The organism is Helicobacter pylori, assembly GCF_006440215.1.
GTDB classification, from domain to species: domain Bacteria; phylum Campylobacterota; class Campylobacteria; order Campylobacterales; family Helicobacteraceae; genus Helicobacter; species Helicobacter pylori_CS.
The window spans coordinates 1-23,370 of the sequence record NZ_VEZH01000008.1 but is presented as its reverse complement, the minus strand read 5'-3'; the positions used below and the strand labels follow the sequence as shown (position 1 = coordinate 23,370).

The window sequence follows — 23,370 nt, the reverse complement described above, 5'->3', positions numbered from 1 at the left end:
GCTCAACCTTTCATAGCGTTTAAAGAATCAATATCTAAGCTCTTGTATTTCTTAAACCACAAAATCACCAAGCCCAAACCAATAGCCACTTCACTAGCGGCAATAGCGATAATAAAGAGCGCGAACATCTGCCCGTCTAAATTGTGCGTGTATTTAGAGATCGCTACAAAACCGATATTGATCGCATTGAGCATGATTTCTGTAGAAAAAAAGAGCAACAGAATGTTTTTGCGTTTCAGCATGCCCGCTACACCAATGCAAAAGAGCAACCCTGAAACAATCAAATAGTGGTTTAACCCTATCATAGAGATTCCTTTATAAATTGCGTGTGATTTTTCCCATGGATTTTTTGAATCCCTGTAGCGATGCCTCCAACCATAGCGACTAAAAGCATTAAAGCCGCCGCTTCAAAAGGGATGAGGTAATTGGTAAAAAGCACATAACCAATCGCTTTAATGTTGGGGATTTTCGTATCAATAGCGTTGGAATTGACTTGATTAGAAAGGTTTTCGCCAATGCTAGGAGCACTTAAAATCAAGGTGAGTAATATTGCCACGCCAAATGAAAGAATGCACAAGATTTTAGGGCTTTGCTTGCGTTCAATCACTTCTGCAGCGGAGTTGAAAAACATCATGCCAAACGCATACATCACAATGACCGCGCCCACATACACCGTGATTTGTACCACGCCCAAAAACTCAGCGTCTAGTAAAAAGAAAAAAGCAGAGATAAAAACCATGCTGCTAGCGAGAGCGGTAATGGCATAGAGAATATTCGTGGTTGTGATCACCACTAACGCCATGCTCAAAGTAAGGATCGCAAAGAAATAAAAGGCAATGGTTTCAAACATTTTCATCTCCCTTATTACTTTCTGGGTTTGTTGGAGTTTCTTCTTGTGATTCTTCTTTTGAAGGCTCTTGGACATAATCTAAAGGGGTGGCTTGCATGCGTTCATTGTAATTAGGGCTTACCGCACCAAAGCCTAAAAACTCGGCATGCGAGCAGTTTTTAGCGTCTTGTTCGCTCGTTAAAAACTCGTTTTTAGAGCCGTATTGGGAGCGTTGGGTGCTGGCGTTTTCAAACCGGTTCCCCATAACAATCGCTAATTCTGGGCAAACTTCCGCGCACAACCCGCAATAAATGCAACGCCCCAAATTGATCGTGTAAGAATCGATCTTTTTGCGGTTGTCTTCGCCCTTATGCGTGATGATCCTTATGCAATTGCTTGTGCAAATCTTTTCGCACAGCCCGCAACCTATACACCTTTCAGAGCCTGAGTCTAAAAGCCGTTGCAGATTATGCACCGCGCGATAGCGTGGGCTTAAGGGGAGTTGCTCCATAGGGTAATGGATGGTTACGCTTGGGCTAAAAAATTCCTTGATCGTAAGCCCTAATCCTTTGAATAGATCCAAACCCAAGCTCGTTTTAACGGTGTCTTTGAACTGCTCGGTCGCGCTATGGACTTCGGCTCGTTTAGGAAGTTGCTTGTATTCTTGTTTGGCCATAAAACATCCTTTAAATTAAAATGATAATGCCTGTTAGCACGATGTTCAATAACGCTAAAGGCAGCATGATTTTCCAGCACATATTCATCAACTGATCGGGCCTTACATGCGGATAAGTCGCTCTAACCCACATGGATAAAAAGACAAAAAAGCCCGCTTTAATCAAAATCGCTATGCCTCCAGGGATAAAGCCCCATGCGTTAAACCCGCCAAAAAACACAATAGAAATTACAAAAGAAAAAGCGAATAAATGCGCGTATTCCGCTAAAAAGAACATGCCCCATTTCAAGCCGCTGTATTCGGTGCAATACCCTGCTACAATCTCGGCTTCATGCTCTAACAGGTCAAAGGGGGTTCGATTCAATTCAGCATAACTTGCGATCAAAAACAAAACAAACGCTAGAGGTTGCTTAAACACAAGCCAGTCTAAAAACCCACCGCTTTGGTAATGATTGATTTCCACTAAAGAGAGCGATCCTACCACCATTAAGGGGGCTAGAATGGTTAAAGTACTGACCACTTCAAAGCTGAGCAGCTGGATCGTCGCTCTTGCGGAGCCAATTAAAGAGTATTTGTTATTGGAGGCAAGCCCGGCTAAAATAGGTGCATAAATCCCTGCTGCACCCACGGCTAAGAAAAACAAAAAGCCAATGTTGATGTCAGAAATAAGGGGTTTGATCTCATAGCCAAACAGAGTGAAATTAGGGAAAAAGGGGATAGGCGCCATGGACACAAACGCGCTCACCATCGCAATAATGGGCGCTAGCGTGAAAATGAATTTGTTTGCGCCTTGGGGGATAATGTCTTCTTTAGTGAAAAGCTTAATGCCGTCTGCTGCGACTTGCAAAAGCCCAAAAGGCCCCACATAACAAGGCCCTAAACGGCGTTGGAAATAGGCTAACACTTTCCTTTCAATGTAAGTGGCAAAGCCTCCTAAAGCCGAAAAAACAGCGACTAGAATCAAAATTTTAATCAGGGTTTCAATGATATAAGCACTCATGCTTGCTCCTTTAAATCCACGCTATCAAACACACCCTCTCTAAAAAAGCCAGAATGGTTTTTCAAAAGAGAAGGCGAGATAACAAACACCTCTTGATCCAAGCTCTCATCAAGATACAAAACGCCTGTTAATTCCTCTTCTTCTTTAGATAAAGTGATGTTTTGCCCCACTTCTTTATTCAATTTTTTTAAGAAAGCTTTAGACACATAGACACCGGCTTTTAATTGCAAATTCTCGCTTTTATGGGTAGCGTTATTGAATTGCGTTTCTGGGTATTTTAAATACGCGTTGAAAGCGATTTTTTCTTTTAAAGGCTTGATAGGCTCGCATTCTGTGGTTTCGCATTCTTTAGCGTTCTCTTCAAAATGGCTTGTTCCTAGCAGATAGCCTCTGTGGTTGATCCTGTCGTTGGTGAAATAGTTGGTTAAATAATCAAATTCTATGGCTTTAAAGCCCGCTTCTGTAGGGAGTTTGTGGGTGCATTCTGTGAGGTTTTCTTCCACAAAGCCAAAGCCTTGCATAATATCGCTCAAATCATAGCCCTCAAACCTCAAAGCCGGTTTTAAGGGCAACACACGCCCTTCAATATTAGTGATCGTGCCTTCTAGCTGGTTGAGACTGGGTAAAATAAAATCCACTTTGCTGACAGCGTCTTTTCCAAAAACCCTATCATCGCTATTGATAGTGAAATCCCCTTGAGCGCGAATGCCTACAATTTTTTCATGTTCAAAAACTTCTTCGCTCAATTGACAAATAGAAGCGATGCCTAAAGCGTTCGCGCTTGGGGGGATAAGAATGAGTTTAATAGCGCTTTTTTGGGCTAACAAACGCAACATTTTAGCGATGTTATGGGCTTGTTTATGGCTATAGATTTCTTCGCCAACCACTAGCAGGGTGTTATTTGATTTTTGCAAAAGAGCCAGAATTTTTTCATAAGTTTCTGAATTGATGCCCGCTTCTTCAAGCAACAAGTAAGTGGTTTTGGTAGGGACTTCAATGCTTTCTTCTTTAACCTCTGTCTTGTTTTCTTCTGGATTTTCTTCTTTTGGGGTAGTTGCTTCTATTTTATCTTCTTCTTGATTTTCTGCCTTATTTTCTCCAATACTGCACCCTTGCTCGGCTTGTTCTAAAGCTTTTTTTCGCTCTTCTTCTAAGGCTTTAAGAGCCGCTTCATCTACAACGCTTTGCTTGGAATCTTCTAAGCTTTTTAGGGCCGCGCTTTCAATGTTAAGCATTTTTAAAAGCATGCCTAAAAGGATTTCTTCAGCCCCCACTTCATGGGTGATGCAAAAAGAGCTTCGGCACAAATTCGCTAACGCGTTATCCTTAATAGGGTGCATAGCGATTAAAGAAGCTTTATTGAGCTTGAGAGCGTTATTGATGGCATAGCGCACTAAAGGGTTTTCTGTTTTGATAGAAGATCCTATCGTAACGACCAAATTGGAAGTTTTAATCTCTTCAATGCTGGGGCGTTTAACTTCGCCCAATACCTTTAAGAATTGTTGGAAATGATACGCTTCTTGATTATAGATTTTAAAATCAAGCTCTTTTCTTAAACGCTCTATTAAAAACGCCTCTTCATTCGTAATATCCCCACCTATTCGCACCGCTTCGCATCCTTTGAGGGCGTTTTGCGCTTCTTTAAGATTAGTGCTGCCTTTAGGGCTAGAGCTCACGTCAAAAGCAAACCGGCCTGCCCCACAAATAGGGTTATGGTAAAAATCATTAAGCACCCTAAAAATCTTAGATTCTTCGCCTAGAGTATCAAAATGGCGCACATCATAAGAAATCAAACACCCGGCTGAGCAATGCGAACAAGTGGAATGGATCTTTTTTAGTTCCCATGCGTTAGCCGTGTAAGCGAAATCTTTATAACTCAAAGCACCCACAGGGCATACCGCAATGCATTCCCCGCAATCATAACAAGGCACACTGCCCACAAAAGAAATAATGCCTTTTTGCTTGCGACTCCACACGCTAAAAGCGTCTTTGGACATGCTGTCTTTAAATTTATCCGGAGCGTGCAAATCGGCTTTAGTGGCTTTAAGGTTGTTTTCGCCCACATTGTCCTTGCAAGTGGTTACGCACCTTTCGCACATGATGCACAAATTAGGATCATACAAGGCTTTTGCCCATGAATCTAGTGCTTTAAAATCATCAGCCACCGCATAAGGTTGGTGCTCCACACCGGTTAAATGCGTCATGTCTTGCAATTCGCACTCCCCGCTTTTATCGCACACGCCACACTCTAAGGGGTGGTTGACATCATAAGTTTGCATGATGCTTTTTCTTTCATCCATGAGCGTGGGGGTGTTAGTGAGGATAACGGCATTGTTTTTGGCTTTCGTGTTGCAACTATAAATGCGTTTGCCATCCATTTCAACCATGCACATTTTGCATGCGACCGTGGGCGAGCAACCGCTTAAATAGCAAATAGTAGGGATGTAGATCCCAGCGCTCCTAGCGGCCTCTAAAACGCTTTGTCCCTCTTGGCATTCAATCGTTTTGCCATTGATATTCATTGTGATCATGAAATTCCTTGAGAGTGGGATAAAATAGGGATATAAGGGTAAGCGTCAAAAAACGCCCCTTCTAAAATCGCAATCAAGCCCTTCAAATGGGGGCTTTCTTCCAACTCGCATTCTAGCGTTTTATTGGAGATTTGAAACCCCGCTTTAGAATGCTGGATCCTATTAGCGATCTTAAATTGTTTGGAAAAAGATAATTTGGGGGTTTCAAGGCTCTTGTAAGAAACATAGACAAACGAGCCGTTAGCCTCACCCATTCGCTCTAAAAGCTCTAAATCTTTTGATTTAAGTTGCGATTCAAAAGGCAAAATGCCCTCTTTTAAAGCTGTTTCTAGCAGCCATTCTTGATCTTTAAAATCATAAAAAGCGGTCGTTGCGTTTGAATCGTTGCAAGGGATATGCAAAATTTCTAGGTAATTTTGCAACTCGCTTAAAAGGGTGTATAAAAAGGCAATATCCGCATGCTTAGTGATCTCTCTATTTAAAACAAGTGCCCTTTTTTTCGCTTTAATGATAAGAGCGATAAGTTCTTGTAATTCTTCTTCGCTCATGTTCGCTTCAGAGCTTAAATACCCCACATCAACCTTTTCTAAAACATGCCCTTTTAATTGGGAAGTTTTTTCTAAAATGCCCCTTAAAATCAAAGCCAAAACCGCCGCTTCCGTGTTGATTTCATACGATGCAAAAAGGCAATTTTCTTGCAAGTCTCTTGTATCTTGTAAGGGTCTCAACAAGGCGTAGGGGAGTTTTAATTGGTTGATGTTTTCTAAAATCAATCGTTCATTTTCATTCAAACAAGCGTTTGAAAACCCCCCAAACAAAACGCACAAATCGCTTTTTTCTAAAAGGTTTAAGCTATCTTTTGTCATCTTGTAATGGATTTCAAACCCTTTTTGAAGAGATAATTTTTCTAAATAATAGGCTTCTTTCAAGCTAAGAGAAGAGCTTGCGATTAAGGGAGAATTTAAGGGGTTAAAGCCGCTCAAAATCAAGCCTTTTTTCTCACGACAATCGTCCAATCCGCTTGATTGAAACGCAAAGAATTGAGGAGCTCATGCCCTTTAGATTGGATAAATTCAGCGCTCTTAGGGATATTAGAAAAATCCCCCACTTCAAACATGAAAATAGCGACTTCATTAGGCTGCATTTCTTTTTCAATCAATTCTTCTAAGCGTTCAAAAATACCCGCTTTTAAGGGGCGTAAATCAAAGCGTTTCATCTATCCACCTCGCCAAACACCGCATTGGTTGAGCCAATCACGGTTACCGCATCCGCTAAGTATTGCCCCACTAAAATGTCGCTTAAAGCCCCAATGTGATAAAAGCTAGGGGCTCTGATTTTTAGTCTGTGAGGATAAGGCTCGCCCTCTGAATGGATAAAAAACCCTAACTCCCCTTTAGGGCTTTCTGTGGGGGCATACACTTCCCCAACGGGTGGACGCATGCCTTGAGCCACTAAAACAAAATGCTGCATCAAGGCGTAGTTTTGCGTCATTATATCTTCTTTAGGGGCAGAAATATAATGCGGGTTTTGGGCCATGATAGGCGTATCGGTTTTAGCATACATGGGAATGAGTTGTTCAATGATGCGAATGCTTTCATCAATTTCTAACATATACAAACAATACCTATCATAACTATCGCCATAATTGCCCACCGGCACATCAAAATCAAGCTCTTTATAAAGCTCATAAGGCTCTTCTTTTCTAACGTCATAAGCGATCCCAGTCCCTCTTAACATGATACCGCTCATGCCCCAACTTTGCGCCATTTTTGGCGTTACAACGCCCACATTTTCCAAACGCATCCGCCAAATGCGATTCTTATCCAATAAGCCTTGAATGAGTTTTTTGCATTCCCTCATTTCGCCTAAAAACTTTTTCAAGCCTTCTAACCAATTAGGGGGTAAATCTAAAGGCACGCCCCCAATCCTTATGGCGTTATGCGTGAGCCTAGCCCCGCAATAATCCTCTATCAAATCCAAGCCGTATTCCCTCGTTTTAAACGCATACAAAAACACGCTCATCGCCCCCACATCTAAAGCATGCACGCTGATAAAAAAGATGTGTGAGATCATACGGTTAAGCTCTAGTAAAATCGTGCGGATTACTTGCGCTCGGCGAGGGATTTCTAAATTGAGCAAGGTCTCTACCGCATAAGCGTAAGCGTAATTATTGCTGGTAGAAGAAGTGTAATCCAATCTGTCGGTAGTGGGCATGTATTCGTTATAGGTCATGTTTTCGCCTAATTTTTCACAGCCTCTATGTAAGTAGCCAATTTCAGGGGTAGCCTTAATGATTTTTTCGCCCTCTAATTCCAAAATCAAGCGCAATTGCCCATGACTGCTGGGGTGTTGGGGGCCAAAGTTTAAAATCATTTGGTTGTCGTCATGTTCAAAAATGATGTTTTCAAACTGGGGGTTGAGTTTCGTGAAATTTTGAGCCATTTTATAGCCTCTTTTTTAAGATAGTGGGGGCGATTTTGTGCAAATCTTTGACAAAAGGGATTTTCTTAAACGCATGCTTTTCTTCTGTTTCTTTCAATTCTTCGCCCTTGCCCTGCTCATAGCCAATTTTGGCGAAATTGAAAGTGTCTTTTTCATCCACTCTCGCGCTGTCTCTCTGCTCTTTACCCACCACTTCTCGGTATTCTTTACCAAAAATTTTATCCACTTCATACCATTGGGCGAATTCATCGCCTTTGAGCGGGTAAGAACGCAACAAAGGGTGGCCTACCCAATCATGCGGCATGATAAGGCGCTTCAAATAGGGGTGTTTGTCAAACACAATCCCAAGCAAATCATACGCTTCCCTCTCGCTCCAATTAGCCGATCGGTATAAAAAGCTCAAAGAATCCACGCTCTCATTAGGCAATAGAACGCATTTCACGCGCACCCTACGGCGGTTCTTACAACTATCGCTAAAACCCACGAATTGATAAAACAATTCAAAATACCCTTTTTTAGCGCACAAATCTATCGCGCTCATTTCGCTCAAACACTCATAACCCAAATGCCTTAAAGTCGTAGCGACAGAAAAAATATCGTCTTTTTTGATCCAAAACACCGCCGTGTTAGTTTCTATATATTTGTCTAAAACCTCATGCTTGTAAGAAAGGTGGTTATAAATGACCTCATAAGCACTGCCCTCTAAATATTTTTTAGGGGTGGGTTCTATGATTTTATAGGGGTCATGCTGGCGCGATTGTTTTTGCACATCTTCATAGGGGGATTGTTTTCTTACCATCACACTAACCTTTTAGGAGCGTCTTGTTTGATCGCTTTAGAGCGTCTGATTTTATCTTGTAAAACCATAAGAGCGTATTGTAAAGTCTCTGGGCGCGGCGCGCAACCGGGCAAATAAATATCCACAGGAACAACCCTGTCCGCTCCTTGAACGGTCGCATAAGTGTTAAACATCCCGCCCGTGTTAGCGCAACTCCCCATAGAAATCACCCATTTAGGCTCAGGCATTTGATCATAAAGCCTACGCATAAATTCGGCATGTTTTTTAGTGAGCGTGCCAGCGATGATCATCACATCCGATTGCCTAGGGCTCGCTCTAAAAATCGTGCCAAACCGGTCAAAATCAAACCTTGAACCCCCTGTCGCCATCATCTCAATCGCACAACACGCCAAGCCGTAAGTTAAAGGCCAAAGCGAATTAGAACGCCCCCAATTCAATAATTTATCCAAAGTGCTTAGAATAACCGGTGCTTGTTGCATTATTTCACCTCTAATTTTTGCCAGCTCAAAGCGTTTCGCTTTAAAGCGTAAATAAAACCAATGGTTAAAAAGAAGACAAAGCCTAGCATTTCAACGAGTCCAAACAAGCCTAATTTTTTAAAACCAATCGCCCAAGGGAACATGAAAACGATTTCTACATCAAATAAAATAAAAAGCATGGCCATGATATAGAAATGATGGGATACTCTATTGGGCTGTTTGAGAGCCACAGGCCCGCATTCATAGGGAGCGAGCTTGAGCTTTTCGCCCTTTTTTTGAGCCATTTTACGGCTCAAAAACCTTTGAATCCTTAAGGTTAAGTTAAACACCCAAAAGGTGAATACTAGCAAAACAAAAACGCCAAAATAGGGGTGATTCAATGCTTCTGTGGCTTGTTGCATCAGACTCTCAAACTCCTTTAATTACTAGCAAATGACAAAGCCAATTAAACCATGTTTTTGCTAATCGTTAGCTGAAAAAATAAAAATTATTTTAACATTTCTTAAGAAGCCATTTCTATGAGTTTGGGCATTAAATCTTGCATGGCATGCACTGCGCTTTCATTAATGCATTGGATATTCTGGGGCAAACGGGCGTTTTTAGCCTTAGGGTCAATGTAATAAATGAGAGCGTCTTTATGCGCATGCGTGTAGAGGCTAGCAGCCGGATAGACTTGCAAAGAAGTGCCAATGATGATTAAAAGATGCGCTTCTTTGACTAAAGAAATCGCTTCTTTAAGCAAAGGCACCGCTTCTCCAAACCACACAATATCAGGGCGTAATTGCGAATCATCCTGGGCGAGATCGCCTAAATTCAAGTCCTTTTCCCACCTATAAACTATAAATTAGGATCTTTCTCGCTGCGAACGCTTAACAATTCCCCATGCAAGTGTAAAATGCGAGAAGAACCCGCCCTTTCATGCAAATCATCTACATTTTGAGTGATGATATTGACTTGATAGTGTTTTTCCAATTCCGCTAAAGCCTTATGGGCTTTGTTAGGATAAACTTCAAAAAGCTGTCGGCGCCTTTGGTTGTAAAAATCCAACACCTTTTGCGGGTTCTTTTTCCAGCCATAAGGCGAGGCAACTTCCATGATGTCATGCCCTTCCCACAAGCCATCAGCGTCTCTAAAGGTTTTAATCCTGCTTTCTGCTGAAATACCAGCCCCACTTAGGATCACTAAATTTTTCATGTTTCCTCCTTGATGATTTCAATACGAGTGCCGCTGAGTTTGTCATGCAAAAAAAACTTAAAAATAAAAGGCGTAACAAACCCTATGAGTAACCCCATGCTCAACACCCACAAAACAAAGCGCCACAAAGCTAAAAAAAAGCCCACTTCTTTGCGGTTATTTTTGACTAATTTAAACTGAGCGTAACGCATGCCAGGGCTTTGGGATTTAAAAGCGATAAAAAAGCTGTGCGTTAGGGCGTAAAAAAGCAGGCATAAAAAAATCGCGCTCTGGTTTTCCCTAAAATCCTTCGCGCTCCCTAAAATCGCATAAGTCATTATGTAAAGCATGGGGGTATAAATCATAAAAATATCGGTGATAAAGGCCTTCAAACGCAAAGAGAGATACAGCCCTTTTAAAGGGCTTTCTAACGCTTGTTTTTTTTCTGGGGTTTTATTTTTTTTGGTTTTTTTAGTTGCCACGACTTCCTGGCTTGATAGCAACGCTACTAGCGCATAAAGGGCAAGAGCTAGGCTTGTGCATGTCAAAAACAAAATCTTCTAAAGCAAAAAGGGGCAAATGGCTAGGCAAACACGCGCCCTCTTGGGCTTTCAAGTGAGAATGAGCGCGCTTGCAAATACCCCGATTGGCTAAAGCGCCAAAAGCCACGATTTGAGCGCCCTTTTCTTCTAAAACTTTAGCGCATTCCATGGCGGATTTTCCCGTAGTGATAATGTCCTCACACACTAAAATTTTTTCGTTTTCTTTGACTTCAAAACCACGCCTTAACGCCATGATATTATCCACCCTTTCGGTGAAGATAAAACGCACGCCCAAAGCCCTTGCAAGCTCATACCCAGCTAAGATCCCCCCAATAGCCGGCGAGCACACGCATTCAATATTCAAATGAGCTTCTTGGATTTGTTTGGCTAACTCTTTGGCTAATTGTTCGGCTAGTTTGGGATCTTCTAAAACTTTAGCGGATTGCAAATAATAATTGGAATGAAACCCGCTACTGAGCAAGAAATGCCCCTCTAATAGCGCTTTAGCGTTTTGATAACATGCCTTAATATCCATGGTTTAGACCTTTAAAATCGCGTCTTCTTTGTTTTTCACGCTTTCATCAATTTTTTTAATGGCTTCATCGGTGATTTTTTGGATCTGCTCTTGGGCTTTTTTGCTTTCATCTTCGCTGATTTCTTTGTCTTTTTCTAATTTTTTTATCTTGTTGTTAGCGTCTTGGCGGGTATTCCTTACAGCCACTTTAGCCTTTTCGCCCATCGCTTTGGCGTCTTTTGCGATGAGTTTTCTTTGCTCGGTTGTCATGGGCGGGAAAAAAAGCTTGATCGTTTCGCCGTCGTTATTAGGATTGACGCCAATATTGGCTTCTTGAATGGATCGTTCAATTTCTTTGAGCAGGTTTTTTTCCCACGGGCTGATTTGAATGGTGGTCGCATCCAAGCTCATCACGGATCCGACTTGATTTAATGCGGTGGGCGTGCCGTAATAATCCACTTTGATGTGATCTAAAATATTGACTGAAACTTTCGCGCTCCTTAGAGTGGAAAAATCCCTGTTTAAAGCTTGAATGCTTTTTTGCATCAGATCTTTGGTTTCGTTATAAATGGCCTGTAACATTATTTTTCATCCTTTTTTTGGTTGGTATGGGCGTTGGTTTGTGTGTGCGTTTTAGGCTTTTGGTGGGTGGTTGGGGGCGTTTTTGCACTCTCTTTGGTTTTTTCAACACCCTTTATATCATTCTCTTTTATATCATTCTCTTTGGCACCATTTTTTTCGTTCTGTTTGGGGCTTTCAACAGAAGGCGCTTTGGCTGGCTCTTTAGGGAGTTCGTTAGGCGTTTGTTTTGGCATTAAAGGATTAGTGGGGGCTTGCTCTAAAGGGTTGAGCGTAGGGTTTAGTGTGGGATTGAGCGTAGGGTTAAGCGTGCCGGTGGCAGGGACTAAGGGTGAAAGATCTTTATTGGTTTTAGTTTCATCTAAAATGCTCTTGCCGTATTCTTTATTGTAAAAATAGCCCAAAGCGATGGTGTTGATGACAAATAACAGCCCTAAAAACATGGTCAATTTCGCCATAAAGCTCGCGGGCCCTTTAGCGCCAAATAAAGACTCATTACTCCCGCTATAAGCCCCTAAGCCGATGCTAGAACTTTTTTGCAACAAAACCACCACCACAATCAATACCGCTAAAACAATTTGTAAGCCTAACAGAGCGCTCGTCATAAACACTGATTCCTTAAATGCCTAAAATTTAGAAAAAATTACGCTTGATCTTATCTAAAATTTGCTAAGAATACACTAAAATTTAGTTTTAATTTCAAGCGTAGTGCGTTAAAGGCGGTGGTGTTGGACTCTTTTTATTCATTTAATCAGCATGCATTCAATAGGCATGCCAAAACTTATCACCTCTTCGCTCATATCCAGCAACAAATCGCTATCTGTCTTGTTCAATTTTTAAAACAAAAACATTACGCTAAAGTTTTGGATCTAGGATCAGGGAGTGGGGCTGTTTTTAACGCTTTAGAGCGGCAAAATATTTTGATTGAAGACTTTATCGCTTTGGATAATTCTATGAACATGCTCAAATTGCACCCCACGCATTCTATTAACATTCAAAAAATCTCTTTAGAGCATGCGGATTTTGAAGAACATGTTTTTTGCGATTATGATCTGGTTGTGTCTTCTTCTTCTTTGCAATGGGCAAGGGATTTAAAAAGCGTTCTAGAAAAAATCGCTCTTTCTAGTAAGGAGGTGGCTTTAGCTATCCATACGGATTTTAGTTTGCATGAAGTGCATGAGTTTTTAGGCACGCCTTCGCCCTTAAGGGATCTCAAAACGCTCAAATCCTTGATCAAAAACGCTTTTAAACATTTTCAAATAGAATTAGAAAACAAGCGCTTCGCTCTTTATTTCAACCGCAAACAAGACTGCTTGAATTACCTTAAAAAATGCGGTCTTTTAGGGGGTTCAACGCTGAGTTTCAAGCAAAAAAAACATTTTTTTCAAAACATGGCGTTTGAAAAATTGAGCTATGAAGTGTTACTCTTTTCTGGGATCAAGCGTTCTTAAAAACTAAGACAAATTAAAATATTAAAATTAGGTGGTTACAATAAACGCTAAACTAATGAGCGAGAAACAACATGCATAAAAAACGAGTCTTTTCAGGCATCCAACCTACCGGGCAAATCCATTTGGGCAACTATTTAGGAGCGATCAAGCATTGGGTAGAGATGCAAGATGAATATGAAAACCTTTTTTGCGTCGTCAATTCGCATGCGATCACCCTACCCATAGAGCCTACATTTTTAAAATCCCAAACCTATGAGTTAGTCAAATTGCTTTTGGCTTGCGGGATTAATCCTAAACAATCGGGGTTATTCATTCAAAGTGAAGTGGATGAGCACGCAGCTTTAGCATGGCTATTAAATTGTCAGGTGTCTATGGGGGAAATGCAACGAATGACGCAATTCAAAGACAAGTCTTTAAAAAACCCTAAAAGCGTGAATGTGGGGCTTTTCAATTACCCTATTTTGATGGCGTCAGATATTTTATTATACCAAAGCGATTTAGTGCCAGTGGGCGAAGATCAAAAACAGCATTTAGAGCTCACACGAAACATTGCCGAAAAATTTAACAGGGATTTTGGGAATTGTTTTAAAGTGCCAGAGCCTTTGATCGCTAAAGTGGGGGCAAGGGTTATGGGGCTAGATGATCCAAAAGTGAAGATGAGTAAATCGCATAAGGGGGCTAACCATGCGATTTTTCTTTTAGATGAGCCAGACATTATTGTAAAAAAAATCAAAAAAGCGGCCACTGATTCTATGGGCGTTATTGCGTTTGATGAAACAAGAGAGGGCATTTTTAACCTTTTAAACATCTACATGCTTTTAAGCAATGAAAGCCCAGAAAACATAGAAGAGCGTTTCAAAAATAAGGGCTATGGGGATTTTAAAAAGGAATTGGCTGAAGTGGTGATCCAGGCTTTAAAACCCATCCAAGAAAGATACAAAGAAATCAGCGATGATGAAGTGAAATCCATTTTAAATGGCGGCACTAAAAAAGCCAGGCCTTTAGCGCAAATGACTTACCAAAAGGCTAAAGAATTGATGGGGTTGGTTTAGATGAAAATTTTAGGTTTATGGTTAGGGGTGTTTTGTTTCCTTAAGGCTACGCCCTATTTATACTTGGGCGAAGAGCCTAAATATAAAGACAATTTCACGCATTTTGAATACGCTAACCCTAACGCTAGAAAAGGCGGTGTTTTAAGGAATGACGCTATAGGGACTTTTGATAGCCTTAACCCTTTTGCGCTTAAAGGCACTAAAGCTGAAGGCTTGGATTTGATTTATGACACTTTAATGGTGCAAAGTTTGGACGAACCTTTTGCCGAATACCCCTTAATCGCTAAAGACGCAGAAGTGGCTAAGGATAACAGCTATGTGATTTTTACCTTAGACAAAAGAGCGAGATTCAGCAATAACGCCCCCATTTTAGCGAGCGATGTGAAGTTTAGTTTTGATACGATAATGGAATTAGGATCGCCTCTCTATCGGCAGTATTACCAAGATGTTAAAAAGGCGGTTGTCTTAGACAAACACCATGTTAAATTCATTTTCAAAACTACTGAAAATAAAGAGTTGCCTCTCATTTTAGGGCAGTTGCAGATCTTTTCCAAAAAAGCGTTTCAAAAGGATTATTTCACCAAAAACCCTTTACTCATTCCTGTTTCTAGCGGCCCTTATGTGATCGCTTCTTTTGATGTGGGCAAGAAAATCACCTACCAAAAAAACCCTAATTATTGGGCGAGAAATTTGCCTAGCCGAAAGGGGCAATTCAATTTTGATGAGATCAAATTTGAGTATTATAAAGACGAAACCATTGCCTTACAGGCTTTTTTAAGCGGGGCGTATGATTGGCGCATTGAAAGCACGGCTAAGGTTTGGGCTAGGGGCTATGTTGGGAAAGCTATGGATAATAAAAAAATCACTAAATACCTGATAGCCCATAAAATGCCAAGCGGCATGCAAGGGTTTTTCTTCAACACGCGCCGGGAAATTTTTAAGGATAAAAGGGTGCGTGAAGCCTTATTTTATGCGTTTGATTTTGAATGGGCGAATAAAAATTTGTTTTTTTCGCAATACAAACGAACCACTAGTTTTTTCAGTAACTCTGTCTATGCGTCCCCCTCTCTTCCAAGCCCTGAAGAAAAAGTTCTGTTAGCCCCTTATGAAAAGAGTTTGGATGAAAGGGTTTTTAAAGAGCCTTATGTCGTGCCTAGAACCGATGGGCCTGATGTTTTGGGCTATAATTTGAGGGAAAATTTAAAATACGCCCAAAACCTTTTAAAAAGCGCGGGCTTTTCTTACAAAAACATGCGTTTGGTGGATAAGAATAACAAGCCGTTTAGTTTCACTTTGCTTTTAAACAGCCCGGCCTTTGAAAGATTGGCCCTAGCCTTTGCTAAAAACTTAAGGGTGTTAGGGATTGAAATGAAAATCCAAAGAGTGGATTTAAGCCAGTATGTCAATCGGGTCAAAAGCTATGATTTTGACATGATTGTAGGAGTGATTGGCCAATCGTCTTTCCCAGGTAATGAGCAGCGTTTTTATTTTGGCTCTTTGAGTGCTAAAGAAAAAGGCGCAAGGAATTATGCGGGAATCTCCAGTAAAGCGGTAGATGATTTGATTGAAAAGATCATTAACGCTAAAGATTATAAGGAACAACTAGCCGCCATTCAAGCGATGGATAGGGTGCTGTTGTGGGGGTTTTATGTGATACCGCATTTTTATTTGCCTAATTACAGGATCGCAGCGTATAATTACATTGGCATGCCTGAAATCAGCCCTAGCTATGGATTTTCGCCGTATTTATGGTGGGTAAAAAAAGAAAGGGGTCTTCAATGATTGCTTATATTCTTAAACGCTTGCTTTTGATTATCCCTACTTTATTAGCCATCATGACGATCAATTTCTTTCTGATCCAATCAGCTCCTGGAGGCCCTATAGAGCAGATGATGGCTAAAATCAATAACACGCAGTCCAAAGAGATTCAAGGCGTTGTTAAAGATCGCGCCTATAGGGGATCTCAAGGGTTAGAGAGCGATTTGATAGAAAATTTAAAAAAACTCTATGGTTTTGACAAGCCCATAGGGGAGCGCTACCTTCTCATGCTCAAAAAATACGCGCAATTTGATTTTGGGGAGAGCTTTTATCGCCAGATTAAAGTGATAGATTTGATTAAGGAAAAATTGCCGGTATCCATTTCGTTAGGGCTTTTTAGCACGCTTTTGATTTATCTTATTTCTATCCCTTTAGGGATCTTTAAGGCCAAACGCAATAACGAGCCTTTAGATGTGCTAAGCAGCGTGGTGATCATTGTCGCTAACGCTATCCCGGCCTTTTTGTTTGCGGTGGTGTTGATCGTGTTTTTTGCTGGAGGGAATTATTGGCACTGGTTCCCTTTAAAGGGGCTAGTGAGCGATAATTTTGAGAGTTTGAGCGCATTAGGCAAAATCAAGGATTATTTATGGCATATCACTTTGCCCGTTCTTTGCATTTCTTTAGGGGGTTTTGCAAGCCTTACGCTTTTAGTGAAAAACTCTTTTTTAGATGAAATGGGCAAACTTTATGTACTGAGCGCTAAGGCTAAGGGCTGTTCAGTGGGGCGTATTTTTTATGCGCATGTGTTCCGCAATGCGATTTTATTAGTGGTGGCGGGTTTTCCGCAAGCTTTTTTGGGCATGTTTTTTAGCTCAAGCTTGTTGATAGAGATTGTTTTTAGCCTGGATGGGTTAGGGCTTTTAGGGTATGAAAGCATTGTGAGCAGGGATTATCCTGTCGTGTTTGGTTCGCTTTATATTTTCACGCTTTTAGGTTTGGTAGCGAGTTTGATAAGCGATTTACTCTGCGTGGTGATTGACCCTAGGATTGATTTTGAAAAGCGTTGAGGGTAGGAATGAAAACTGAAATGAAATCTTCTTTAAAACTTTTTGTGCGGCCTTTTTTGGTGGTTTTAGGGTTTATGTTGTTGTATGCTTTAGTGCATGCTGCACTTGGTTTTTATGCAAAAAAAGACAGCGCTAAAATAAGCCAGAATTTAGAAAAAAGCGAGACAGAGCGCCAAAACAGCGCGCTTTCGCCCAAACAAGAAGAAGCCAACACGACCACAACCGCCACAGAAGAAAACCCCACCAAAGACTCTCCTTTGCCTTTAGAAACAACCACGCAAAAACAAGAAATTAAACAAGAAACTAAACAAGATCAAGAAAAAGAAAACGAGCCTAAACAAAACAGTGCCTCGCCCGTTCAAAACAACCAAAAAACCCCTACAACCCCCTTAATGGGAAAAAAACCTTTAGAGTATAAGGTCGCAGTCAGTGGCGTGAATGTGCGCGCTTTTCCCAGCACAAAAGGTAAAATCTTGGGATTGCTTTTAAAAAATAAAAGCGTGAAGGTTTTAGAAATCCAAAACGATTGGGCTGAAATTGAATTTTCCAACAAAACAAAGGGCTATGTGTTTTTAAAACTTTTAAAAAAGGTTGAATGAAAGAATAATGAAATTAAAATCTTTTGGGGTTTTTGGGAATCCCATTAAACATTCCAAATCGCCCTTAATCCATAACGCTTGTTTTTTGACTTTTCAAAAAAAATTAGGGTTTTTGGGGCATTACCACCCCATATTACTCCCTTTAGAAAGCCATATCAAAAACGAGTTTTTACATTTGGGGCTGAGTGGGGCTAATGTAACCTTACCCTTTAAAGAAAGGGCGTTTCAAGTTTGCGATAAAATCAAGGGCATCGCGCTTGAATGCGGAGCAGTCAATACGCTTGTTTTGGAAAATGGTGAGCTTGTGGGTTACAATACCGACGCCTTGGGTTTTTGGCTCTCTTTGGGAGATGGGGGCTACCAGAGCGCTTTGATTTTAGGCTCTGGGGGGAGCGCTAAAGCCCTAGCATGCGGATTGAAAAAACAAGGCTTGAAAGTGAGCGTGTTGAACCGCTCTATTAGGGGATTGGATTTTTTCCAACGCTTGGGTTGTGATTGTTTCATGGAGCCTCCTAAAAGCGCTTTTGATTTGATCATTAACGCCACTTCAGCGAGCTTGAATAACGAATTGCCTTTGAATAAAGAGGTTTTGAAAGGGTATTTTAAAGAGGGTAAGCTCGCTTATGATTTGGCGTATGGGTTTTTAACGCCCTTTTTGTCTCTAGCCAAAGAGTTAAAAATCCCCTTTCAAGACGGGAAAGACATGCTCATTTATCAAGCTGCTTTAAGTTTTGAAAAATTCAGCGCTTCTCAAATCCCTTATTCAAAGGCGTTTGAAGTCATGCGAAGTGTTTTTTGATGCAAGGGTTTTTAAGAAGCTTGTTTTTTGGGGTTAAAAAGATCCCTAAACGATTCACTCCCCTAGTAGAAAAGGGCGTTTTAAAAGATGCGGTTGGATTCAACAAGGAGCGCTATTTTTTAAAAGAAGGCTTTGATATAGGCAAGATTGAATGGGTAAAAAATAAGGCGTTTTTCATTTCTTTAGCGAAAAATTACCCTAAAGACCCTTTAATCAAAAACTTACCCCCCTCTTTTAAAACAGACGCTTTGATTTTATGCAAAATAGAATGTTCTAAAAAACGCCCCATAGCCTTTTTTAAAGCCGCTCTTTTAAATGCAGATCATGCGATGATAGCTTACTTGGCTAAAGAAAAAAACCAGATTGTGGCTATCCCTTTTAAAGAGCCTTTTAAAAAACCCATTCTTTTAAAGCACAGCCAAAAATCCTTACTAGAATTGCCCAGGCATTGCGTGGTGAAGATCGATCTTAAAAAGCGTGAAATCAGCGAAATTTTAGGGGCTTTAGAAGACCCTTTAATAGATGAAAACCTTTCTTTAAGCCTTTTTGACAGGATTAAGGATTTTTCAAAAGATTGCTTGAATTTAGCGCAATATTACGCGCAACTCAAAGCGAGCGATTTTAAAGACAGGATCAATTATTCTCACATCCCTTTTATCACCATTGATCCCAAAGACGCTAAAGACTTTGACGATGCGATTTTTTATGATAAAGAAAAAAGGGTTTTGTTTGTGGCGGTTGCTGATGTGAGCGAATTTGTGCCGAAATATTCCAGTTTGGATAAAGAAGCCAGGCTTAGGGGTTTTAGCGTGTATTTCCCTAACAGCGTCTATCCCATGCTGCCTTTGAGTTTGTCTCAAGGGGCATGCTCACTAAAAGCGTTTGAAAAACGCCTAGCTTTAGTGTATGAAATCCCTTTAGACGATTTGAAGAACGCCCGATTATCTCAAGGCGTTATTGAAGTTAGGGCTAATTGCACTTATGAAGAAATCAATCATTTTTTAAGCGCTCAACAAAGCTCTTTAGATAAAGATTTGCAACAAAGCCTTTTAGGGTTTTTAGAAATGGCTTTAAAGTTAAAAAAGGAGCGTTTAAAAAAGGGGTTTAATTTCAATTCCTTTGAAAACAAGCTGTATTTAAATAAAGAATGGCGTATAGAAAAAATTGAAACAGAAAAAGAAAGCGATGCGCACACCCTTATAGAAGAAGCCATGCTCTTAGCCAACCAGTCTAGTGCTAGGTTATTAGATGAGCATTTCCACAATAAGGGGATATACCGCACCCATAAAGAGCCGAGTTTGGAGCAGCAAAAACGCCTTTACGCTAAGCTTTTTGATTATGAGATTGTGCGCCCTAAAAACATGGGCTTTTTTCCTTTTTTAGAGCATGTTTTAAAGATAGCCAAAGAAAAGAGTATAGAAAGAGAAGTTTCACGCTTAATCATCAAGTCTCAAAATTTAGCCCTTTATAGCCCCATGCAAGAAAGCCATTTTGGTTTGGGGTTTGCTAGCTATACGCATTTCACTTCGCCCATTAGACGATACAGCGATCTAGCCTTACACAGGCTTTTAAAAGAATTATTATTCCATCAGGCTAAAGGCTGCTCGTATTTGTTAGAAGAAACGCCTGAATTATGCTCTGAGTTGAACGCTTTACAAAAAAAGGCCGCTTTGATTGAAAGGGATTTTGTCAAACGCAAATTCGCCCGCTTGGCTTTAGAGTTTTTAGAAAAAGAATTTTTGGGCGTTGTTTTGGAGGTTAAAGATTGGGTGGTGGTGGGGCTAAAAGAATTTATAGGGCTTAAAGTTTTAGTCAAAACGAACAAGGTTTTTAAGCCTTTAGAAAAGGTGTGCGTTACAATCACGCATGCGGATTTGATTTTAGGGCAAGTTAGAGGCGAAATCACAGAAAGGATTGAAGAGCATGTATCGTAAAGATTTGGACCATTATTTAAAACAACGACTCCCTAAAGCGGTGTTTTTGTATGGGGAGTTTGATTTTTTCATCCATTATTATATTCAAACGATTAGCGCGCTTTTTAAAGGCAGTAACCCTGACACAGAAACTTCGCTTTTTTATGCGAGCGATTATGAAAAAAGCCAAATTGCGACCCTTTTAGAGCAGGATTCTTTATTTGGAGGGAGCAGTTTAGTCATTTTAAAACTGGATTTTGCGTTGCATAAGAAATTTAAGGAAAATGATATTAATCTTTTTTTAAAAGCTTTAGAGCGGCCTAGCCATAACAGGCTTATCATAGGGCTTTATAATGCTAAAAGCGACACCACCAAATACAAATACACTAGCGATGCTATCGTTAAATTCTTCCAAAAAAGCCCCCTAAAAGATGAAGCAATCCATGCGCGCTTTTTTACCCCTAAAACTTGGGAGAGTTTGAAATTCTTACAAGAAAGGGCTAATCTTTTGCATTTAGACATCAGCGGCCATCTTTTAAACGCTCTTTTTGAAACCAATAACGAAGATTTAGGCATTTCGTTTAACGATTTAGACAAGCTAGCGCTTTTAAACGCGCCCATTACTTTAGAAGACATTCAAGAATTAAGCTCCAATGCGGGGGATATGGATTTACAAAAGCTCATTTTAGGGCTTTTTTTAAAAAAAAGCGCGCTGGATATTTATGATTATTTGTTAAAAGAGGGCAAAAAAGATGCGGATATTTTAAGGGGGTTAGAGCGGTATTTTTACCAGCTTTTTTTATTTTTCGCCCACATTAAAACGACCGGTTCAATAGATGCTAAAGAAGTTTTAGGCTACGCTCCCCCCAAAGAGATTGCCGAAAATTACGCTAAAAACGCCCTGCGTTTGAAAGAAGCCGGCTATAAAAGGGTTTTTGAAATTTTTAGGTTATGGCGCATTCAAAGCATGCAAGGGCAAAAGGAATTGGGCTTTTTGTATTTGACCTCCATTCAAAAAATCATTAACCCTTGAAAAATGCCTAAGGCGTTTTTAGTTTTGAGCTTGAATATTCCAATAAAACTCAATTTAATCCAAAAACAAGCGAAAGCAAGGTATAATCAAAAGTTTTTTAGACCTTGCTCTTTTTTAGTAAAAAAAGGGCTATACAACCACAAGGAGAATGGATGAGGCATTATGAAACGATGTTTATTCTCAAACCTACTTTAGTAGAAGAAGAGATTAAATCCAAAATTGAGTTTTATAAAGAAGTGATCACTAAGCATCACGGCGTGATTGAAACGAGCCTGGATATGGGCATGCGTAATTTAGCCTATGAAATCAAAAAGCACAAAAGAGGCTATTATTATGTGGCGTATTTCAAAGCAGAGCCGTCCATGATTTTAGAGCTTGAACGATTGTATCGCATCAATGAAGACGTGTTGCGTTTCATTGTGATCAAATACGAAAGTAAAAAAGAGGTAGAAGCGTGGCATGCGTTAGTGGATAGGGCTAATAAAAAGCCATCACACGCTAAAGAAAAACACGAAAAAACCGAACACACGCATTCTCACCACACAGAGGAAGCAAAAAGCACGGAATCTCATAGCGAATAAGGGCTTATCATGTTTAATAAAGTGATTATGGTAGGGCGTTTGACTAGGAATGTGGAGTTGAAATATTTGCCTAGCGGTTCGGCTGCGGCCACAATAGGTTTAGCCACAAGCAGGCGTTTCAAAAAGCAAGATGGCACTCTAGGCGAAGAAGTGTGCTTTATAGATGCGCGTTTGTTTGGGCGAACGGCTGAAATCGCTAACCAGTATTTGAGCAAGGGTTCAAGCGTTTTGATAGAAGGGCGTTTGACTTATGAGAGTTGGATGGATCAAACGGGCAAAAAAAATTCCCGCCACACTATCACAGCGGACTCGTTGCAATTCATGGATAAAAAGTTAGACAATCCCCAAGCAAACGCTATGCAAGATAGCATGACGCATGAGAGTTTCAACAACGCTTATCCCGCTAATCATAACGCTCCCAGCCAGGATCCTTTTAACCAAGCCCCAAGTTATGCACAAAACGCTTACGCTAAAGAGAATTTACAGGCACAGCCGTCCAAGTATCAAAACAGCGTGCCTGAAATCAATATTGATGAAGAAGAAATCCCCTTTTAAGGGTTAAAATTAAGGAGACATTATGGAAAGAAAACGCTATTCAAAACGCTATTGCAAATACACTGAAGCTAAAATCAGCTTTATTGACTATAAAGATTTAGACATGCTCAAGCACACGCTATCAGAGCGCTATAAAATCATGCCAAGGAGGTTGACAGGCAATAGCAAAAAGTGGCAAGAGAGGGTGGAAGTGGCGATCAAAAGAGCCCGCCACATGGCTTTAATCCCCTACATTGTGGATAGGAAAAAGGTCGTGGATAGCCCTTTTAAACAGCACTAAATGTTTGATTAGGGCTAATAGGGGGCATGCCCTTTTAATCTTATTTAATCTTATTTAATCTTATTTAATCTTATTTAATCTTATTTAATCTTATTTAATCTTATTTAATCTTATTTAATCTTATTTAATCTTATTTAATCTTGGCTTGGCTTTTATGGGGTGCTAGCGGTAAAAACGATAAAAATCCCCCTTAAAACCACCCAAGCAGAAATCCCAAATATCTCTAGTGTTTGGGCACTTCATGACAAAATGAAAGAGCTTGATTTTAGCGGTGGTTTCTTAAGCGTTATTAGTGGGAATGTTATTTTAAAATACCCCCTTAAGAGTTTTACAACTAAATCTAAAACGATCCCACCAAGTAACCAAACCCCCATTTTATCGCTATCTTTGATTAAAACAAATTTTAACCCTTTCTAATCATTTAAAATAGTTCCAAAATACCCCAAAAACCCTTTTTTTTTTTTTGAAACAACAAAACGCCCCATTAGCGCAAAAATCTTATCAATTCATGCTATATTAACGAAATCTTGTGATAAAATCTCATGCTTTACAAGACTTACCTAAACTATTTTATTTCAAGGAGAATGCGATGAAAAAAACCCTTTTACTCTCTCTCTCTCTCTCTCTCTCTCGTTTTTGCTCCACGCTGAAGACGACGGCTTTTACATGAGTGCAGGCTATCAAATCGGTGAGGCCGCTCAAATGGTGACAAACACCA

General features: G+C 40.3%; 26 protein-coding genes and 1 pseudogene. 11 read left to right on the top strand and 16 right to left on the bottom strand.

The window, feature by feature from the left end:
• Nucleotides 1-2: 2 nt before the first annotated feature.
• The 16 genes and pseudogenes from nuoK to secG all read right to left on the bottom strand — a co-directional run bounded on the left by nuoK (nt 3) and on the right by secG (nt 12,169).
• On the bottom strand, nt 3-305 hold the full coding sequence (nuoK, locus tag FIM44_RS04820) for an NADH-quinone oxidoreductase subunit NuoK (protein ID WP_140463393.1): 303 nt from the start codon (nt 303-305) through the stop codon (nt 3-5).
• Nucleotides 302-850 carry an NADH-quinone oxidoreductase subunit J gene (locus FIM44_RS04815; RefSeq protein ID WP_140579269.1) on the bottom strand — a complete coding sequence of 183 codons (549 nt, stop codon included), beginning with the start codon at nt 848-850 and terminating at the stop codon, nt 302-304. The genes nuoK and FIM44_RS04815 overlap by 4 nt, the downstream gene beginning before the upstream one ends.
• On the bottom strand, nt 843-1,505 hold the full coding sequence (gene nuoI / locus FIM44_RS04810; RefSeq protein ID WP_140479279.1) for an NADH-quinone oxidoreductase subunit NuoI: 663 nt from the start codon (nt 1,503-1,505) through the stop codon (nt 843-845). Before nuoI ends, FIM44_RS04815 begins: the two co-directional genes overlap by 8 nt.
• A 10-nt stretch (nt 1,506-1,515) precedes the next feature.
• Nucleotides 1,516-2,505 carry an NADH-quinone oxidoreductase subunit NuoH gene (gene nuoH, locus FIM44_RS04805; RefSeq protein ID WP_001277289.1) on the bottom strand — a complete coding sequence of 330 codons (990 nt, stop codon included), beginning with the start codon at nt 2,503-2,505 and terminating at the stop codon, nt 1,516-1,518.
• On the bottom strand, nt 2,502-5,036 hold the full coding sequence (locus tag FIM44_RS04800) for an NADH-quinone oxidoreductase subunit G (RefSeq protein WP_140579268.1): 2,535 nt from the start codon (nt 5,034-5,036) through the stop codon (nt 2,502-2,504). The genes nuoH and FIM44_RS04800 overlap by 4 nt, the downstream gene beginning before the upstream one ends.
• A complete protein-coding gene (locus FIM44_RS04795; RefSeq protein ID WP_140579320.1) occupies nt 5,033-6,019 on the bottom strand; it encodes a hypothetical protein in 987 nt (328 codons plus the stop codon). The genes FIM44_RS04800 and FIM44_RS04795 overlap by 4 nt, the downstream gene beginning before the upstream one ends.
• A 2-nt stretch (nt 6,020-6,021) precedes the next feature.
• Complete coding sequence (locus FIM44_RS04790) at nt 6,022-6,252, bottom strand: NADH-ubiquinone oxidoreductase subunit E family protein (RefSeq protein ID WP_000819168.1); 231 nt, start codon at nt 6,250-6,252, stop codon at nt 6,022-6,024.
• Nucleotides 6,249-7,478 carry an NADH dehydrogenase (quinone) subunit D gene (gene nuoD, locus FIM44_RS04785; protein WP_140579267.1) on the bottom strand — a complete coding sequence of 410 codons (1,230 nt, stop codon included), beginning with the start codon at nt 7,476-7,478 and terminating at the stop codon, nt 6,249-6,251. Before nuoD ends, FIM44_RS04790 begins: the two co-directional genes overlap by 4 nt.
• A gap of 1 nt (nt 7,479) precedes the next feature.
• On the bottom strand, nt 7,480-8,277 hold the full coding sequence (locus tag FIM44_RS04780) for an NADH-quinone oxidoreductase subunit C (protein ID WP_162966067.1): 798 nt from the start codon (nt 8,275-8,277) through the stop codon (nt 7,480-7,482).
• Nucleotides 8,277-8,756 (bottom strand): NuoB/complex I 20 kDa subunit family protein, encoded by a 480-nt coding sequence (nuoB, locus tag FIM44_RS04775; RefSeq protein ID WP_001183503.1) that lies wholly within the window; start codon nt 8,754-8,756, stop codon nt 8,277-8,279. The genes FIM44_RS04780 and nuoB overlap by 1 nt, the downstream gene beginning before the upstream one ends.
• Nucleotides 8,756-9,157, bottom strand: coding sequence for an NAD(P)H-quinone oxidoreductase subunit 3 (locus FIM44_RS04770; RefSeq protein WP_001183543.1), 402 nt, complete (start codon nt 9,155-9,157; stop codon nt 8,756-8,758). The genes nuoB and FIM44_RS04770 overlap by 1 nt, the downstream gene beginning before the upstream one ends.
• Before the next feature lie 101 nt (nt 9,158-9,258).
• Nucleotides 9,259-9,950 (bottom strand): annotated as a pseudogene (locus tag FIM44_RS04765) (SIR2 family NAD-dependent protein deacylase).
• The gene (locus tag FIM44_RS04760; RefSeq protein ID WP_140579266.1) at nt 9,947-10,411 is read right to left on the bottom strand and encodes an RDD family protein; all 465 of its coding nucleotides are present in this window, start codon (nt 10,409-10,411) and stop codon (nt 9,947-9,949) included. The pseudogene FIM44_RS04765 and the gene FIM44_RS04760 overlap by 4 nt, the downstream one beginning before the upstream one ends.
• Nucleotides 10,401-11,006, bottom strand: a complete 606-nt coding sequence (gene pyrE / locus FIM44_RS04755) for an orotate phosphoribosyltransferase (protein ID WP_140579265.1) — start codon at nt 11,004-11,006, stop codon at nt 10,401-10,403. The genes FIM44_RS04760 and pyrE overlap by 11 nt, the downstream gene beginning before the upstream one ends.
• 3 nt (nt 11,007-11,009) lie before the next feature.
• On the bottom strand, nt 11,010-11,567 hold the full coding sequence (gene frr / locus FIM44_RS04750) for a ribosome recycling factor (protein ID WP_021304057.1): 558 nt from the start codon (nt 11,565-11,567) through the stop codon (nt 11,010-11,012).
• Nucleotides 11,567-12,169 carry a preprotein translocase subunit SecG gene (gene secG / locus FIM44_RS04745; protein ID WP_194148697.1) on the bottom strand — a complete coding sequence of 201 codons (603 nt, stop codon included), beginning with the start codon at nt 12,167-12,169 and terminating at the stop codon, nt 11,567-11,569. Before secG ends, frr begins: the two co-directional genes overlap by 1 nt.
• Before the next feature lie 123 nt (nt 12,170-12,292).
• Between secG and FIM44_RS04740 the strand changes: the two genes are divergently transcribed.
• From FIM44_RS04740 to rpsR, 11 genes are all read left to right on the top strand, one after another.
• Nucleotides 12,293-13,015 carry a methyltransferase domain-containing protein gene (locus tag FIM44_RS04740; RefSeq protein WP_140579263.1) on the top strand — a complete coding sequence of 241 codons (723 nt, stop codon included), beginning with the start codon at nt 12,293-12,295 and terminating at the stop codon, nt 13,013-13,015.
• A 71-nt stretch (nt 13,016-13,086) separates the two neighbouring features.
• Nucleotides 13,087-14,067: a tryptophan--tRNA ligase gene (gene trpS, locus FIM44_RS04735; RefSeq protein ID WP_140579262.1), complete on the top strand. Its 981-nt coding sequence runs from the start codon at nt 13,087-13,089 to the stop codon at nt 14,065-14,067.
• On the top strand, nt 14,068-15,849 hold the full coding sequence (locus FIM44_RS04730) for an extracellular solute-binding protein (RefSeq protein WP_140579261.1): 1,782 nt from the start codon (nt 14,068-14,070) through the stop codon (nt 15,847-15,849). It begins immediately after the preceding gene.
• Complete coding sequence (locus FIM44_RS04725) at nt 15,846-16,892, top strand: microcin C ABC transporter permease YejB (RefSeq protein ID WP_127953477.1); 1,047 nt, start codon at nt 15,846-15,848, stop codon at nt 16,890-16,892. Before FIM44_RS04730 ends, FIM44_RS04725 begins: the two co-directional genes overlap by 4 nt.
• Nucleotides 16,893-16,900: 8 nt before the next feature.
• On the top strand, nt 16,901-17,491 hold the full coding sequence (locus FIM44_RS04720) for an SH3 domain-containing protein (protein WP_140579260.1): 591 nt from the start codon (nt 16,901-16,903) through the stop codon (nt 17,489-17,491).
• 7 nt (nt 17,492-17,498) lie between these two features.
• Nucleotides 17,499-18,290, top strand: coding sequence for a shikimate dehydrogenase (locus FIM44_RS04715; RefSeq protein WP_140579259.1), 792 nt, complete (start codon nt 17,499-17,501; stop codon nt 18,288-18,290).
• Nucleotides 18,290-20,224 carry an RNB domain-containing ribonuclease gene (locus tag FIM44_RS04710; RefSeq protein WP_140579258.1) on the top strand — a complete coding sequence of 645 codons (1,935 nt, stop codon included), beginning with the start codon at nt 18,290-18,292 and terminating at the stop codon, nt 20,222-20,224. The genes FIM44_RS04715 and FIM44_RS04710 overlap by 1 nt, the downstream gene beginning before the upstream one ends.
• Nucleotides 20,214-21,236: a DNA polymerase III subunit delta gene (holA, locus tag FIM44_RS04705; RefSeq protein WP_140579257.1), complete on the top strand. Its 1,023-nt coding sequence runs from the start codon at nt 20,214-20,216 to the stop codon at nt 21,234-21,236. The genes FIM44_RS04710 and holA overlap by 11 nt, the downstream gene beginning before the upstream one ends.
• A gap of 152 nt (nt 21,237-21,388) precedes the next feature.
• Nucleotides 21,389-21,817, top strand: a complete 429-nt coding sequence (gene rpsF, locus FIM44_RS04695; protein WP_001216699.1) for a 30S ribosomal protein S6 — start codon at nt 21,389-21,391, stop codon at nt 21,815-21,817.
• A gap of 9 nt (nt 21,818-21,826) precedes the next feature.
• Nucleotides 21,827-22,372, top strand: coding sequence for a single-stranded DNA-binding protein (locus FIM44_RS04690; protein ID WP_140579256.1), 546 nt, complete (start codon nt 21,827-21,829; stop codon nt 22,370-22,372).
• A gap of 22 nt (nt 22,373-22,394) precedes the next feature.
• Nucleotides 22,395-22,652 carry a 30S ribosomal protein S18 gene (rpsR, locus tag FIM44_RS04685; protein WP_000440196.1) on the top strand — a complete coding sequence of 86 codons (258 nt, stop codon included), beginning with the start codon at nt 22,395-22,397 and terminating at the stop codon, nt 22,650-22,652.
• Nucleotides 22,653-23,370 lie beyond the last annotated feature (718 nt).